The organism is Streptomyces sp. NPDC032745 (assembly GCF_055579465.1).
In genome coordinates, this window is record NZ_JBVING010000012.1 from 179,040 (window position 1) to 196,874 (window position 17,835).

Genomic DNA, 17,835 nt, shown 5'->3' on the forward strand with positions numbered 1-17,835 from the left:
CAAGGCTGCACCCTCGCGATGAATCGAAAAGCTGTCGCGGGATGTGTAGACGTACATTTCCCGATCGCTAAGGGGACGTCCGCATGTCACACCTCCTGCACATTGACTCGAGTGTCGGTGCCGAATCCGTATCGAGGCAACTGTCGGCCTATTTCGCTGAAGAGTGGCGTAACAACCACCCTGGTGGTGGCTATGTCTATCGCGACGTTGCAGCCCAGCCGGTTCCGCACATCACGCATCCCGTGCACCAGGCCCTCGTCTACCCGGACAGCGACCACGGCCAGAGTGCGGAGGAGCAGGAGCTCACCGCGGCGATCACCAATGAGCTGCTCGAGGCGTCTGTGCTGGTCCTTGGCGTTCCCATGCACAACCTCTCGGTCCCGTCGACCCTCAAGTCGTGGTTGGACCGTGTCGTTCACCCGGCCCACATGGTCAGGCCCGGGCAGTCCGGTCCGCTCAGCGGAAAGTCGGTCGTGGCGATTTTGTCGAGGGGCGGTTCGTACGCGCCGGGAACGCCGCGTGAGGGCCACGACTTCCAGCAGTCCTATCTGAAGGCGATTCTGGAGGCGGTCGGTCTCGGCGAGGACCTGACCTTCGTGACTGCCGAGTTCACTATGGCGGCGGCTGCACCGCAGATGGCGCATCTCAAGCCGTTGGCCGAAGCCTCCCTGGCGAACGCGTACGACACTCTCGGAAAGCTGGCCCAGTAACCGCGGCCCTTTCCGATCTGCAGTCTCGATTGAGAAGGATTCAATGAGCGACGCAATTTCGTTCGAGGAGCATTGGGACCGGACCCATCAGTTCGATCCCCCTGCCATATTCGATTCCCTGCGCGAAGAACGTCCGCTCGCGCGCATGGTGTACCCCGACGGACACGTCGGCTGGATCGCCACCAGTCACGAGCTGGTGCGCAAGGTCCTCAGCGACCCGAGGTTCAGCCACAACCTCGAGAACTTCCACTTCCCGGTGACGCGCTTCGGAGAGCCGGCCGTCGGCTCCTCTCCGGAGATCCCGGGGATGTTCATCCACATGGACCCGCCCAACCACACCCGGTACCGGCGCCTGCTGACGGCCGAGTTCACCGCCCGCCGGGCGAGCCGGCTGACATCGCGCGTCGAGGCCGTGGCCGCCGAGCAGATCGCCGTGATGCGCGAACACGGCGGTCCGGTGGACCTGGTGGCGAACTTCGCCGAGCCGCTGGTCCTGAGGGTGCTGTCCGAGATGGTCGGCCTGCCCTACGAGGAACGTGACCGGTACGCCCACGCGCCGGCCGTCCTGCACGACCCGGACTCGACGCAGGAAGAGGTCGGAGCCGCTTTCGCGCAGATGACGCCGTTCATCGTCGAGGTCGTGGAAGGAAAGCGGAAGCAGCCCGGAGACGACCTCATCAGCCGGCTCGTCGCCGACGGGGAGTTGACCACCGAAGAGGTGTGCAACATCGTCACCCTCCTGCTGTTCGCGGGCTACGAGACCACGGAGAACGCCCTGGCCGTCGGGGTCTTCGCCCTGCTGCACCACGCGGACCAGATGGCGGCCCTCCGTGCGGACCCGTCGAAGCTCGACGCCGCCATCGAGGAGCTCCTGCGCTACATCACCATCAACCAGTACGAGATGTACCGCACTGCGCTGGAGGACATCGAGCTGGACGGTGAGCTGGTCAAGAAGGGGGACACCGTCACGGTGTCGCTGCCTGCGGCCAACCGCGACCCGGCCAAATTCGGGTGCCCTGCGCAGCTGGACATCGATCGCGATACCTCGGGCCACGTGGCGTTCGGCTTCGGCATCCACCAGTGCCTGGGCCAGAACCTGGCGCGCGTCGAACTGCGCGCCGGCCTGTCGGCTCTCCTCCAGGCGTTTCCCGACCTCCGGTTGGCTGTTGCGTTCGATGAGGTACCGCTCCGGCTCAAGGGTTCCGTCTTCGCGGTAAAGAGCCTGCCCGTCTCCTGGTGAGCTCTCTTCTTCTCTGATTTTCTCCGAAAGGACCTGCGGCACAGTGCGCACCGATCTCGTCAAGCCACTCCCTGTCGCACTCCTGGAGAACGCGACCCGTTTCCCCCACAAGGTGGCCTTCCAGGACGACCGGCGAGCGGTCACCTATGGCGACCTGGAGGCGCGGACGCGCCGGCTCGCCGGACATCTGGCGGGCCTGGGTGTCCGCCGTGGGGACCGGGTGGCCATCTGCCTCGGCAACTCGGTGTCCACCGTGGAGAGTTACCTGGCGGTCGTCCGCGTCGGCGGCGTCGGGGTGCCGCTCAACCCCGCCTCGGCCCTCGCCGAGCTCGAGTACCTGCTGGCCGACAGCGGGGCCACGGTGGTCATCACCGATTCCGTGCAGGCGGAGAGGTTCCGGCGCTCACCGGCCGTGGAGCCCGGCATCACGCTGCTGGTGACCGGGGACGTCCGGGCGGGGGCGGGGGCCCACTCGTACGACGAACTGGCCGTCCTCGAGCCGGCCGTGCCCGCCGGGGACGACCTCGGTCTCGACGACGTGGCCTGGATATTCTACACGTCGGGGACGACCGGCCGGCCCAAGGGTGTCCTGTCGACGCAGCGCAACTGCCTCTGGTCCGTGGCTTCTTGCTACGTGCCGGTTCCGGGGCTGACGGACCGGGACCGGGTGCTCTGGCCCCTCCCGCTGTTCCACAGCCTCTCGCACATCGCCTGCGTCCTGTCCGTCACCGTGGTCGGCGCCACGGCCCGGATCATGGACGGCAGTTCCGCGGAGGACGTGATCAGGGCGCTGGGCGAGGACAACTCGACCTTCCTGGCCGGGGTTCCCACCACGTACCACCACCTGGTGACGGCTGCTCAGCAGAATGGTTTCTCCGCGCCTGATCTGCGGATCGGCCTGGTCGGCGGAGCGGTCACCGGATCCCGGCTGCGCCGCGACTTCGAGGAGATCTTCGGCGTCCCGCTGGTCGACGCCTACGGCAGCACCGAGACGTGCGGTGCCATCACCATCAACCCGCCGGACGGCGCCCGGGTCGACGGCTCCTGCGGTCTGCCGGTGCCGGGCGTCGGCGTCCGCATCGTCAACCCCACCACCGGGCTCGACGTACCCGTCGGGCAGGAGGGAGAGGTGTGGGTCAGCGGACCGAACGTCATGGTCGGCTACCACAACAGCCCGGAGGCGACCGCCGCGGCGATGCAGGACGGCTGGTACCGGACCGGAGACCTGGCCCGGCGCGACGACGCCGGCTACTTCACCATCTGCGGCCGGATCAAGGAACTCGTCATCCGCGGCGGGGAGAACATCCACCCCGAGGAGATCGAGGCGGTCCTGCGCACCGTCGAGGGTGTCGCCGACGCGGCGGTGGCCGGCGTACCGCACGAGACGCTCGGGGAGGTACCGGTCGCGTACGTGGTCCCCGGCCCCTCCGGCTTCGACACCGCGACGCTGATCGACCGGTGCCGCGAGCTGCTCTCCGCCTACAAGGTGCCGGAGCAGGTCCACGAGGTCGACGTCATCCCCCGGACCGCGTCGGGCAAGATCAAGCGCCGCCTGCTGGCCGATCAGCCGAGCCGGCTGCGGTACGAGGCAATCGCACACCAGGACGCGCTGATGGGCAGCCGGCCCGACGTGACCGTCGCGGCCGCCCTGCGCGACCGGCTGTCCGGTCTGGAGGAGCGCGCGCAGCTGGCACTGCTGGAGGACCTGGTCCGTACCCAGGCCGCCGTCGTGCTGCAGCAGCCGGGACCGGATTCCATCCCGTCCGACCGGGCTTTCCGCGATCTGGGCTTCACCTCGATGGCCATCGTCGCCTTGCGTAACCGGCTGGTGGAGAGCACCGGTCTGCCGCTGCCCACCACCGTCGTCTTCGACCACCCCACTCCGGTGGCGCTGGCAGGCTGCATACGGGCCGAGGTCCTCGGGATCACCGGGCCGGTGACCGAGTCGGTCATCGCGGCCGACCCCGATGAACCGCTCGCGATCGTGGGCATGGCGTGCCGCCTGCCGGGTGGTGTGGCGGGGCCGGAGGACCTGTGGCGCTTGGTGTCCGAGGGCCGGGACGCCCTGTCGTCCTTCCCGGAGGACCGGGGCTGGGATCTGGAGGGCCTGTTCGACCCGGACCCCGAGCGTGCGGGTACCTCGTACACGGATCAGGGTGGGTTCCTGCACGAGGCGGGGCTCTTCGACGCGGGGTTCTTCGGGATTTCGCCGCGTGAGGCGCTGGCGATGGACCCGCAGCAGCGGCTGCTGCTGGAGACTTCGTGGGAGGCGCTGGAGCGGGCGGGCATCGATCCGGTCTCGCTGAAGGGCAGCGACGTCGGTGTGTTCTCCGGGCTGTTCGGCCAGGGATACGGGACCGGCGCCGCTGCGGTGGCACCGGAGCTGGAAGGCTTCGCGACCACGGGTTCGGCGACGAGTGTCGCGTCGGGTCGGGTGTCGTACGTGCTCGGCCTCGAGGGGCCGGCGGTCACGGTGGACACGGCGTGCTCGTCGTCCCTGGTGGCGATGCACCTGGCCGCGCAGGCGCTGCGGCAGGGCGAGTGCTCGATGGCGCTCGCCGGGGGCGTGTCGGTCATGGCGACGCCCGACCACTTCGTGGAGTTCTCGCGGCAGCGGGCCCTGGCCGCCGACGGCCGGTGCAAGGCGTTCTCCTCGGCGGCCGACGGCACGGGCTGGGCCGAGGGCGTCGGTGTGGTCGTGCTGGAGCGGCTGTCGGTGGCGCGGGAGCGCGGGCACCGGGTGCTGGCGGTGCTGCGCGGCAGCGCGGTCAACCAGGACGGCGCGTCGAACGGTCTGACGGCGCCGAACGGGCTGTCGCAGCAGCGGGTGATCCGCAGGGCGCTGGCCGGCGCCGGGCTGGTGGCGGCGGATGTGGACGTGGTGGAGGCGCACGGGACCGGTACGGCCCTGGGCGATCCGATCGAGGCGCAGGCGCTGCTGGCGACGTACGGCCAGGGCCGCGACGCGGAACAGCCGCTGTGGCTCGGTTCGTTGAAGTCCAACATCGGTCATACGCAGGCGGCTGCCGGTGTGGCCGGTGTGATCAAGATGGTGCAGGCGCTGCGGCACGGGGTACTGCCGGCGACCCTGCACGTGGACGCGCCCACCCCCCAGGTGGACTGGTCTGCGGGTGCGGTGGAGCTGCTGACCGAGGCGCGGGAGTGGCCGCAGAACGGCCGGCCGCGCCGTGCCGGTGTGTCCTCGTTCGGTGTCAGCGGGACGAACGCGCACCTGATCCTGGAGGAGGCGCCCGCGCAAGAGGCGCAAGAGGTGCAGGAGCCGCCGGCGCCTGCGGGTGTGGTGCCGTTGGTGGTGTCGGCGGGGACCGCTGCTTCGCTGGCGGCCCAGGCCGGGCGGCTGGCGGCGTTCGTTGAGGGCGCCGATGAGGTGTCGCTGGCCGAGGTGGCCGGGGCGCTGGTGTCGGGCCGTGCCGTGCTGGGTGAGCGCGCGGTGGTGGTCGCGGGTTCGGACGACGAGGCGCTGGCCGGTCTGCAGGCGCTGGCGCGCGGTGAGAGTGCGCCCGGTGTGGTGACCGGTTCGGGTACGCCGGGCAAGGTCGTGTGGGTGTTCCCGGGTCAGGGCTCGCAGTGGGCGGGCATGGGCCGGGAACTCCTCGACTCCTCGCCCGTCTTCGCCGAGCGGATCGCGCAGTGCGCTGCCGCTCTGGAGCCGTGGATCGACTGGTCGCTGACCGAGGTGCTGCGCGGCGAGACCGATCCCGAGTTCCTGGACCGGGTCGACGTCCTGCAGCCGGCCAGCTTCGCCGTGATGGTCGGCCTGGCCGCCGTGTGGACGTCGGTGGGCGTGGAGCCGGACGCGGTGCTGGGTCACTCGCAGGGTGAGATCGCCGCCGCGTGTGTGGCGGGTGCGTTGTCGCTGGAGGACGCGGCGCGCGTCGTCGCGCTGCGCAGCCAGGCCATCGCCGAGGATCTGGCAGGCCGTGGCGGTATGGCCTCGGTGGCGCTGAGCGCGGACGAGGCGCTTGTACGGCTGCAGCCGTGGGCGGACCGGGTCGAGGTGGCCGCGGTCAACGGCCCGACCTCCGTGGTGATCGCCGGTGACGCCGAGGCGCTGGACGAGGCGCTGGAAGCACTGTCGGGCGAAGGCGTCCGGGTGCGGCGGGTCGCGGTGGACTACGCCTCGCACACCCGGCACGTGGAAGCGATCCGCGACACGCTCGCCGAGACGCTGGCCGGGATCGGCGCGAAGGCCCCGACGGTGCCGTTCTACTCGACCGTGACCGGTGGTTGGGTGGCGGACGCCGATGTCCTGGACGGCGCGTACTGGTACCGCAATCTGCGTGGCCAGGTGGGCTTCGGTCCGGCCGTGGCCGAGCTGCTGTCGCAGGGCCACGGGGTGTTCGTGGAGGTCAGCGCCCATCCGGTGCTGGTCCAGCCGATCACCGAGGCCGTCGACGGCACGGATACGGATGCCGTGGTGACGGGCTCGCTGCGCCGCGAGGACGGTGGCCTGCGCAGGCTGCTGGCCTCGATGGCCGAACTGTTCGTCCGCGGTGTGCCCGTGGACTGGGCCAAGGTCCTGCCCGCCGGGGCCGGGTCCGCACGCATCGACCTGCCGACGTACGCCTTCGAGCACCAGCACTACTGGCTCCGGACGGCCGCCTCCGCGACCGACGCAGCGTCCCTGGGACTCGCCGGGGCCGATCACCCGCTGCTGGGTGCGGTCGTCGGCATGCCGAACTCGGCCGGCCTCATGGCCACGTCGAGTTGGTCGCTCCGGTCGCAGCCCTGGCTCGTGGACCACCAGGTGTCCGATGCCGTCGTGGTACCGAACGCAGCCCTGGTCGAGATGTCCATCCGGCTCGGCGACCTGGCCGCCGTTCCCGTAATCGACGTACTGACCGTCGACCTGCCGGTGGTGCTGCCGCAACGGGGCAGCCGCAGCATCCAGGTGATCGTCGGGGAGCCCGACGAAGCGGGACGGCGGTCGGTGGAGATCTTCTCCCGCGCCGCGGACGCCCCTCTGGACGCGCAGTGGACACGGCACGCGCACGGCGCGCTGGCTCCCGCCGGCGCCACCGTGACTCCCGCGAACTCCGGGCCCGTCACCGAAGTCGCCCTGGACGGCTCCGCTCTGCGCGACGCGGGCCGTTACGGGGTGCACCCCGCGCTGCTGGACGCCGCCGTCCGTACGGTCGTCCCCGACGGCATGCTCCCGTCCGTGTGGACCGGGGTGTCCCTGCTGGCTTCCGGCGCCGCCGCTCTGCAGGTGCGCGCGGGCGGGACGTCGGCGGAGGGAACCGGTCTTCAGCTGACCGATCCCACGGGGCAGCCCGTCATGACCGTCGAGGCGGTACGCGGAACCCCGTTCTCCCCCGAACAGGCGGGGACAGCGGGATCGTTGCCGCACGACGCCCTGTTCCGCGTCGAGTGGACGGGGTGTGCGCTTCCCGCGCAGGGCCGCTCCCTCGACATCGTGACCGTCGCGACCGGCGAGGACGTCGCAGCTTCGGCCATGTCGGCCATGTCGGCCACGTCGATCCCCGACGTCCTCCTCTACGAGGCCGGGGCCGGGGACGGGGCCGAGGCCGTGCGCGCGGCGGCCGACCCCCGCGCATCGGTCAACGCGGCGCTGGCCGTACTCCAGGCCTGGCTCGCCGAACCCGCCCTGGCGGAAACCCGGCTGGCCGTGGTCACCGGGGACTGTGCCGAACCCGATGCGGCCGCGGTGTGGGGTCTGGTCCGCTCGGCGCAGTCGGAGCATCCGGACCGGATCGTCCTGGCGGACCTCGACGACGCCTCCCGGCCCGCTCTGGCGGCCGTCGTACTGAGCGGCGAACCGCAGCTGAGGGTGCGGGAGGGCGTGGCGGAGGTGCCCCGGCTGGTCCGCGTGCCCGTCTCGCAGAACGGGTCGCCGTCCGAAGCCGGACAGCACCCCGGACAGCACCCCGCACAGCACCCGCGGCCGCTGGACACCGAAGGCACCGTACTGATCACCGGCGGCACCGGGACGCTGGGTGCGATGACCGCACGGCACCTGGTCACCGCGTACGGCATCCGGCACCTGGTCCTGGCCGGCCGCCGCGGCCATGCCCCGGAGCTCCACGACGAACTGACCGCGATGGGCGCCTCCGTCACCATCGCCGCCTGCGACACGGCGGACCGGGGCCAGCTCGAGGCCCTCCTGCGGGCGATACCGGCCGAGCACCCGCTCACCGCCGTCGTGCACTCCGCCGGCGTCCTGGACGACGGGGTCCTCACCGAGCTGACCCCGGAGCGTGTCGACACCGTACTGCGGCCCAAGGCGGACGCGGCGCTCCACCTGCACGAGCTCACCCGGGACCTGGACCTCGCCGCGTTCGTGCTGTTCTCCTCGGCGGCGGGCGTGCTGGGCAACCCCGGGCAGGCCAACTACGCCGCGGCCAACGCCTACCTGGACGCGCTGGCGCACCGGCGCCGCGGCCTCGGCCTGCCGGCCGTCTCCCTCGCCTGGGGCTACTGGGCGACGGTCAGCGGCATGACCGAGCACCTGGGCGCCGCAGACCTGCGCCGCAACCGGCGCATCGGCATGAGCGGGCTCTCCGCGAGCGAGGGAATGGCCCTGCTGGACGCCGCCCTGGCCGCCGACGCGGGCACCGCCGCCACGCTGGTGGCGGCGAAGTTCGACGTGTCCGCCCTGCGGGCGGCTGCGGCCGAGGCTCCGGTCCCGCCGCTGCTGCGGGGTCTGGCCCCGTCGCAGCGACCGGCGGCCCGGGCCGCCGCTCCCTCCGGGCCCGAGTCGCTGAGGGAGCGCCTCGCCGGTCTGGGCGATGCCGAGCAGACCGAAGCCCTGCTCGGACTGGTCCGGCGGCACGCCGCCGAGGTACTCGGCCACACCACTGCCGATGCCGTGCATGCGACCCGGACCTTCAAGGAGGCCGGATTCGACTCGCTGACCGCAGTGGAGCTGCGGAACCGGCTGGCGATCGCGACCGGGCTGACCCTCTCCCCGGCGATGATCTTCGACTACCCGAAGCCGACGGCGCTCGCCGAGCGCCTGCGCGCGAAGCTCTTCGGCGGTACGGCGCACCGTCCGGCCGAGCCCGAGACGCCCGCCGGGACGACCGACGAGCCGATCGCGATCGTGGCGATGGCCTGCCGGTTCCCGGCCGGCGTGCACAGTCCGGAGGACCTGTGGCGGGTCGTGGCCGACGGGGTCGACGTCGTCACCGAGTTCCCCGACGACCGCGGCTGGGACACCGAGCGGGTCTTCAACGCCGATCCCGACCACGCCGGCACCACCTACGTACGCCACGGTGCGTTCCTCGACGACGCCGCCGGGTTCGACGCCGCGTTCTTCGGCATCTCGCCGAACGAGGCGCTGGCGATGGACCCGCAGCAGCGACTGCTGCTCGAGACGTCGTGGGAGGCCTTCGAACGGGCCGCGATCGACCCGACCACACTGGCCGGGGAGGACGTCGGCGTCTTCGTCGGGGTCAACAGCCACGACTACAGCGTGCGGATGCACCAGGCGTCCGGTGTCGAGGGCTTCCGCCTCACCGGCGGTTCGGGCAGCGTCACCTCCGGCCGCATCGCCTACCACTTCGGCTTCGAGGGCCCCGCCCTCACGGTCGACACGGCGTGCTCCTCCTCCCTGGTGGCACTGCACCTGGCGGCGCAGGCGCTGAACCGGGGCGAGTGCTCCATGGCGCTGGCCGGCGGCGTGATGGTGATGGGCACCGTGGAGACCTTCGTCGAGTTCTCCCGGCAGCGCGGACTGGCCCCCGACGGCCGGTGCAAGGCGTTCGCCGACGGCGCGGACGGCACCGGCTGGTCGGAGGGCGCGGGGCTGCTGCTCGTGGAGCGGCTGTCGGACGCACGTCGCCGGGGCCACCAGGTGCTGGCCGTGGTCCGCGGGTCCGCGGTGAACCAGGACGGCGCCTCGAACGGTCTGACGGCGCCGAACGGTCCGGCCCAGCAGCGGGTGATCCGCAAGGCCCTGGCCCATGCCGGCCTCGGTACCTCGGACGTGGACGCCGTGGAGGCGCACGGCACAGGTACGACGCTCGGCGACCCGATCGAGGCGGATGCCCTCCTCGCGACCTACGGCCAGGACCGGCAGGCCGGCCGGCCGCTGTGGCTCGGGTCCGTGAAGTCGAACATCGGGCACACCCAGGGGGCGGCAGGCGTCGCAGGCGTGATCAAGATGGTCATGGCCATGCGGCACGGCGTCCTCCCCAGGACGCTGCACGTGGACCGCCCGTCGTCCCACGTCGACTGGTCCGCGGGCGCGGTCGAACTGCTGACGGAGGCCCGCGACTGGCCGCGCAGCGGCCGGCCCCGCCGCGCCGGAGTGTCCTCCTTCGGCATCGGCGGCACCAACGCGCACGTCGTCATCGAAGAGGCCCCCGATCAGCCGCAGACTCCCGCGCCGGAGCCCGGACCGGAGCCGACCGGCGTCCTGGTACCGGTGCCCGTCTCGGCGCGGACGCCCGCCGGACTGCGCGGCCAGGCGGACCGGCTCGCCCGGTTCTTCGACGCCCGGCCCGACGTACGCCTGACGGATGCCGCCCACGCGCTCGCCACCACGCGTGCCCGGCTCGACCACCGCGCCGTCGTCCTGGCGTCCGACAGGGAACGGCTCTCTGCCGACCTGAGCGCCTTCGGGCGTGGTGAACCGAGCCCCACCGTCGTCTCCGGCACCCCGGCCACGGGCAAACTGGCCGTCCTCTTCACCGGTCAGGGCAGCCAGTGGGCCGGCATGGGCCGCGAACTCGCGCAGACCTACCCGGTCTTCCGCGAGGCCTTCGCCGCCGCCTGCGCAGCCGTGGAAGAGCACCTGCACGAGCACTCGGCGCGCCCGCTGCGCGACGTGGTGTTCGCCGCGCCGGGATCGCCCGACAGCGAACTGCTCGACCGGACCATGTACACGCAGGGCGCCCTGTTCGCCCTGGAGACCGCGCTGTTCCGGCTCTTCGAGTCCTGGGGGGTGCGACCGGATCTCGTCGCAGGCCACTCGATCGGAGAGATCACGGCCGCGCACGTCTCCGGAGTGCTGGGACTGGAGGAGGCGGGCAAACTGATCGCCGCCCGCGGCCGGTTGATGCAGTCCCTGCCCGAAGGCGGCGCGATGGTCGCCGTCCAGGCGACCGAGGCCGACGTCGCCCCCCTGCTGGCCCGGGCCCGCGGTGTGGTCTGCGTCGCAGCGGTGAACAGCCCCGACTCGCTGGTGCTCTCCGGCGCCGAGGACGCCGTGCTCGCCGTCGCCGACGAACTGGGCGGCCGCGGCCACAAGACGCGCAGACTGCCGGTCAGCCACGCCTTCCACTCCCCGCTCATGGAGCCCGTGCTCGACGAGTTCCGCACGGTCCTGGAGGGCCTGTCGTACCAGCCGGGTGTCCTTCCCGTCGTCTCCACCCTGACCGGCGAACCCGTCCGGGACGGGCAGCTCCGCACCCCCGAGTACTGGGTCGACGAGGCGCGGAACGCGGTGCGGTTCAGCGATGCGGTCCTCGCGCTGAGCGACCTCGGAGCGACGACGTTCCTCGAGCTGGGCCCCGGAGGGATCCTCGCCGCGATGGCGCTCGGCTCGCTCGGCGACCGGGAGCAGAGCTGCATCGCCACCCTGCGCAAGGACGGTGCGGAGTCCGCCGGCGTCCTGACCGCCCTCGCGGAGCTGCACGTACGCGGTGTGGCCGTGGACTGGACGGCCGTTCTCGGCCGGCCCGCCACGGCGGCCGGGGCCGACCTGCCCACGTACGCGTTCCAGCACCAGCGATACTGGGTCGAAGCCGACGAGACGGCAAAGGGCGGCGCGGAAGCGCTCGGTACCGCCGGCGCCGGCCACCCGCTGCTCGGCACCGTCATCGAAATGCCGGGCGACGACGGCGAGACCGGCGTCGTACTGACCGGGCGGCTGTCGCCGCGAAGCCGCGGCTGGCTCCCCGGCGCGACGGAGACGGACGGCGCCACCAGGGTTCCGGCCGCCGCGCTCCTGGAGATGATCGTCAGGGCCGGCAACGAGGTGGGCTGCGGAAGCCTCGAACAGGTCGTCATCGAGGCGCCTTTGACGGTGCCGGAGCACGGCCACACCCAGGTGCGGGTGTCGGTGGACGGCCCGGGCCCCGACGGGCGCCGCCGGGCCGCCGTCCACGGCCGGCCCCTCGACCCGGAGCAAGGGCTCTGGACGTGCCATGCACGAGCCGTGCTGGTCCCCGGAATGCCGCAGTCGGCGTTCGACCTGCGGGACTGGCCGCTGCCGGCAGAGGGCGACGCACTCCTCCCGGGCGCGCACCGCGTGTGGCAGCAGGGCGGACGGACCTTCGCCGAGATCGCGCTTCCGGCCGAACTGGCCGACGAAGCCGCCGAGTTCACCCTGCACCCGGTACTCCTCGACACCGCGCTGCGCGTCCTGGACGCCCGTACCGCTGCGGACCTGCCCACGGCCGGGGACGACCACCACGGCCGGGACCTGTCCGTCAGCGCCGGCATGGCGGTGTACGCGGAAGGCGCCGCGTCACTGCGCCTGCGGATCACGCCGGCGCCGGACGGCCGCCACCTGCTGGAGCTCGCGGACCCGGCCGGTGAACCGGTGGCGGTCCTGGGCCCGTTGACCCTGGGCGCCCTGCCCGGAGACGGCGCCGGAGCACCGGTCACGACGGACGGGCCGGGTGCCTCCGCTGCCGGAGCACAGACGCCTTCCGGCCCCCTCGCCCGGCGCGTGGTGTCGCGGCGCGAAGGGGCCGGCGATGCGATCGCCGGCCGGCTGGCCGGGCTGTCGGCCGCGGAGCAGCAGCGTGTGGTGATGGACCTGGTCCAGCAGGCCACGGCGTTCGTGCTCGGCCACCGCGAGACGGACGGGTTCGACGAGGAGCAGTCCTTCAAGACCCTTGGATTCGACTCCCTCAGCGCGGTCAAGCTCTGCAACCGCCTGCGCGACTTCACCGGGGTGGACCTGCCCGGCACGCTGGTCTTCGACTATCCGACACTCACCCTTCTCGCGGCCCATCTGCGCGGCGAACTGCTCGGCGAGCAGGCAGCGGTGCCCGCCCCGGCCACGGCGGCGGCCTCCGTCTCCGACGAGCCGATCGCGATCGTCGCCATGAGCACCCGGCTGCCGGGCGGGGCGGACAGCCCCGAGGAGCTGTGGAAGCTCGTGGTGGAGCAGCGGGACGCGGTGTCCGGCTTCCCGCTCGACCGCGGCTGGGACCTCGACGGGCTGTACCACCCGGACCCGGCCCACCCGGGTACCAGCTACACCCGCTCGGGCGGATTCCTCCACGAGGCCGCGCAGTTCGACGCCGGGCTCTTCGGGATCTCCCCGCGTGAGGCCCTGGCGATGGACCCGCAGCAGCGGCTGCTGCTGGAGACGTCCTGGGAGGCGCTGGAGCGGGCGGGTATCGACCCGCAGTCCGCCAAGGGCAGTGACATCGGCGTCTTCACCGGAATCGTCCACCACGACTACGTGACCCGGCTCCGCCAGGTGCCCGAGGACGTCCAGGGCTACCTCATGACCGGTACGGCGGCGAGTGTGGCCTCGGGCCGCGTGTCGTACGTGTTCGGTTTCGAGGGCCCCGCGGTCACCGTGGACACGGCGTGCTCGTCGTCGCTGGTGGCGATGCACCTGGCCGCGCAGGCGCTGCGGCAGGGCGAGTGCTCGATGGCGCTCGCCGGCGGCGCGACGGTCATGGCCAGTCCGGACGCCTTCATGGAGTTCTCGCGGCAGCGCGGTCTGTCCGCCGACGGCCGGTGCAAGGCGTTCTCCTCGGCGGCCGACGGCACGGGCTGGGCCGAGGGCGTCGGTGTGGTGGTGCTGGAGCGGCTGTCGGTGGCGCGGGAGCGCGGGCACCGGGTGCTGGCGGTGCTGCGCGGCAGCGCGGTCAACCAGGACGGTGCGTCCAACGGCCTGACCGCGCCGAACGGCCCCTCGCAGCAGCGGGTGATCCGCAGGGCGCTGGACACGGCGGGACTCACTCCGGCGGATGTCGACGTCGTCGAGGCGCACGGGACCGGTACGGCCCTGGGCGACCCGATCGAGGCGCAGGCACTGCTGGCCACGTACGGGCGGGACCGCGATCCGCAGCAGCCGCTGTGGCTGGGCTCGTTGAAGTCGAACATCGGTCATGCGCAGGCGGCTGCCGGTGTGGCCGGTGTGATCAAGATGGTCATGGCCATGCAGCACGGCGTCATGCCCGCCACGCTCCATGTGGACGAGCCCACGCCTCAGGTGGACTGGTCCGCGGGTGCGGTGGAGCTGCTGACCGAGGCCCGGGAGTGGACGCGCAACGGCCATCCGCGCCGGGCCGCGGTCTCCTCGTTCGGGGCCAGCGGGACGAATGCGCACCTGATCCTGGAGGAGGCGCCCGAGCAAGAGGCGCAAGAGGCGCAAGAGGCGCAGGAGCCGTCGGCGCCTGCGGGTGTGGTGCCGTTGGTGGTGTCGGCGCGGAGCGCCGGTTCGCTGGCGGGTCAGGCCGGGCGGCTGGCGGCGTTCGTCGAGGGCGCCGACGGAGTGCCGCTGCCGGGCGTGGCCGGGGCGCTGGTGTCGGGCCGTGCGGTGCTGGGCGAGCGCGCCGTGGTGGTCGCGGGTTCGGACGACGAGGCGCTGGCCGGTCTGCAGGCCCTGGCCCGGGGCGAGAGCGCGCCGGGTGTGGTGTCCGGCAGTGCCGGTTCGGGCAAGCCGGGCAAGGTCGTGTGGGTCTTCCCCGGGCAGGGCTCGCAGTGGGCGGGCATGGGCCGTGAACTCCTCGACTCCTCCCCGGTGTTCGCCGAGCGGATCGCGGAATGTGCCGCCGCTCTGGAGCCGTGGACCGACTGGTCGCTGATCGACGTACTGCGCGGCGAGACCGATCCCGGGCTCATGGAGCGGGTCGACGTCCTGCAGCCGGCCAGCTTCGCCGTGATGGTGGGCCTGGCGGCCGTGTGGAGCTCCGCAGGAGTGGAGCCGGGCGCCGTGCTCGGTCACTCCCAGGGTGAGATCGCCGCTGCCTGCGTCGCGGGGGCCCTGTCCCTGGACGATGCGGCACGCGTGGTGGCCTTGCGCAGCCAGGTCATCGCGAAGGAGCTGGCGGGCCGCGGCGGTATGGCCTCGGTCGCGCTGAGCGTCGACGCCGCGGTTGCGCGTCTGGTGCCGTGGGCGGACCGGGTCGAGGTGGCTGCGGTAAACGGGCCGTCGTCGGTGGTGATCGCCGGTGACGCCGAGGCTCTGGACGAGGCGCTGGAGGCGCTGTCGGGCGATGGTGTCCGGGTGCGGCGGGTCGCGGTGGACTACGCCTCGCACACCCGGCACGTGGAGGACGTTCGCGACACGCTCGCCGAGGCACTGGCCGGGATCGACGCCCGGGCCCCGAAGGCGCCGTTCTACTCGACCGCGACCGGCGGCTGGGTGGCGGACGCCGGCGTCCTGGACGGGGGGTACTGGTACCGGAACCTTCGTGGCCAGGTGGGCTTCGGTCCGGCCGTGGCCGACCTGATGGGTCAGGGCCACGGGGTGTTCGTCGAGGTCAGCGCCCACCCGGTGCTGGTCCAGCCGATCACCGAGACCGCTGACGACACCGGGACCGATGCGGTGGTGACGGGTTCGCTGCGCCGCGAGGACGGCGGCCTGCGACGGCTGTTCGCCTCGATGGCCGAGCTGTTCGTCCGCGGAGTGGCCGTGGACTGGAGCGGTGTCCTGCCCGCCGGGGCCGGGTCCGTACGCGTGGACCTGCCGACGTACGCCTTCGAGCACCAGCACTACTGGCTGCAGGAGGCGGAAGCAGCCATCGACGCCACCGGAGATGCTGCCGAAGGCGCGGACTCCGACTTCTGGGCCGCGATCGAGCGGGCCGATCTGGACTCCCTCGGCGAGTTGCTGGAGATGGCGTCGACCGACCAGCGCAGCGCCCTGGACACAGTCGTCCCCGTGCTGGCGCAATGGCGGGGCAAGCGCCGCGAGCGGTCGACGGCGGAGAAGCTGCGCTACCACGTCACCTGGCAGCCGCTGGAGCGCGAAGCCGCCGGCGTACCCGGTGGGCGCTGGCTGGTCGTCGTACCGTCCGCACGTCCGGACGGCAGTGCGACCGACGCCCTCCTGGAGGAGCTGACCGGTCTCGGCCTCGGCACCGTCGTACTGGAGATCGGTGAGCCCGACCGTACGCGGGAACGGCTCGCCGAGCGGCTGACCGGCGTCCTGGCCGAACACGACCTCACCGGCGTGCTGTCCCTGCTGGCCCTGGACGAGCAGACGGGAAGCGGTCTGCAGGACCCGACCGCGGTCACGGCGTCGACGCTCGCGCTGATCCAGGCCCTGGGAGACAACAACGCAACCCAGCCGCTGTGGTGCCTGACCAGGGGCGCGGTGAACATCGGCATCCACGACACCCTCACCTCACCGGTGCAGGCGTCGCTGTGGGGCCTCGGCCGCGCCGCTGCGCTGGAACGGCTCGACCGTTGGGGCGGTCTGGTCGACCTGCCCGCCGTGAGCGACCCGCGTACGGCCCAGTACCTGCTCGGAGTGCTGAACTCCGCCGCCGATGAGGACCAGCTCGCGGTCCGGCGATCGGGTGTGTACACCCGGCGCCTGGTGCGCAAGCCCGTCCCGGAGTCCACCGGCGACGCCGGCTGGCAGCCCCGGGGCACGGTCCTGGTGACCGGCGGCGCCGAGGGACTGGGCAAGCACGTCGCGGTCTGGCTCGCGCAGGCCGGCGTCGACCGGCTCATCGTCACCACGACCGCGCAGGCATCCGACGAGAGCGTGTCGGACCTGCGGGCCGAACTGGCCGGGCTGGGCGTCGCCACCACGGTGGAGTCGTGCGAAGACCGCGACCGGGACGCGATCGCGCGGCTGGTTTCCGGGGCGGCCGCGGAGCAGCCGGTCACGGCCGTGGTGCACGCCGCCGACGTCACGCAGACCAGCTCCATCGACGACACCGCAGTGCAGGACCTCGCCGGGGTGTTCGCGGCCAAGGTGGACACCGCGGTGTGGCTGGACGAGTTGTTCGAGGACACTCCGCTCGACGCGTTCGTCGTCTTCTCGTCGATCGCGGGTGTGTGGGGCGGCGGCGGCCAGGGTCCGTCGGGAGCGGCCAACGCCGTCCTCGACGCCCTGATCGAGTGGCGTCGCGCCCGTGGACTGAGGGCGACGTCGGTCGCCTGGGGAGCCCTCGACCAGATCGGCGTGGGCATGGACGAGGCCGCCCTCGCCCAGCTCCGGCGCCGGGGCGTCCTTCCCGTGGCCCCCCAACTGGCGGTCACCGCGATGGTGCAGGCGGTACAGGGCAACGAGAAGTTCGTGGCAGTGGCCGACATGGACTGGGGGGCCTTCATCCCCGCGTTCACCTCGGTCCGCACCAGCCCCCTGTTCGCCGACCTGCCCGAGGCGAAGAAGGCCCTCCAGGCCTTGCAGGGCGACGGCGAGAACAGCGACGCCGCCACGTCCCTCGCGGACTCCCTGCGGGCGGTCTCGGACACCGAGCAGGACCGCATCCTGCTCCGGCTGGTCCGCGGCCACGCCTCGACGGTGCTCGGCCACAGCGGCGCGGAGGGCATCGGCCCGCGCCAGGCGTTCCAGGAGGTCGGCTTCGACTCACTGGCCGCCGTCAACCTCCGCAACAGCCTGAACGCGGCCACCGGCCTGCGCCTGCCCGCAACCCTGATCTTCGACTACCCCACCCCGGAGGCGCTGGTCGGATACCTGCGCTCCGAACTTCTCCGGGAGACCGACGACGGCCTGGACGAGCGGGAGGACGACCTCAGGCAGGTCCTGGCGTCCGTGCCGTTCGCCCGGTTCAAGGAAGCCGGGGTGCTGGACACCCTCCTCGGTCTCGCCGAGGCCGACACGGACGCGGACGCGGACGCGCCGGAAACGCAGACGTCGGCGGCCGCCGCCGACGTGGAACTGATCGACGCCATGGACGTTGCCGATCTGGTGCAACGGGCCCTGGGCAAGACGAGCTGATCGCCTGTGAA

General features: G+C 72.3%; 3 protein-coding genes. All 3 read left to right on the top strand.

Translation table 11 applies throughout. The features are described from left to right. Positions 1-83: 83 nt before the first annotated feature. From ACZ5WG_RS28460 to ACZ5WG_RS28470, 3 genes are read left to right on the top strand one after another with little or no spacing between them, the layout of a single operon-like run. The gene (locus ACZ5WG_RS28460) at positions 84-710 is read left to right on the top strand and encodes an FMN-dependent NADH-azoreductase (protein ID WP_468726831.1); all 627 of its coding nucleotides are present in this window, start codon (positions 84-86) and stop codon (positions 708-710) included. Positions 711-753: 43 nt separating this feature from the next. Beyond that, positions 754-1,950 carry a cytochrome P450 gene (locus ACZ5WG_RS28465; protein WP_468726833.1) on the top strand — a complete coding sequence of 399 codons (1,197 nt, stop codon included), beginning with the start codon at positions 754-756 and terminating at the stop codon, positions 1,948-1,950. 43 nt (positions 1,951-1,993) lie between these two features. Then, on the top strand, positions 1,994-17,824 hold the full coding sequence (locus ACZ5WG_RS28470; RefSeq protein WP_468726835.1) for a type I polyketide synthase: 15,831 nt from the start codon (positions 1,994-1,996) through the stop codon (positions 17,822-17,824). Positions 17,825-17,835 lie beyond the last annotated feature (11 nt).

Coding starts and splice junctions, on each gene's coding strand:
- ACZ5WG_RS28465 (WP_468726833.1), top strand. CDS start 754: ATGAGCGACGCAATTTCGTTCGAGGAGCATTGGGACCGGACCCATCAG.
- ACZ5WG_RS28460 (WP_468726831.1), top strand. CDS start 84: ATGTCACACCTCCTGCACATTGACTCGAGTGTCGGTGCCGAATCCGTA.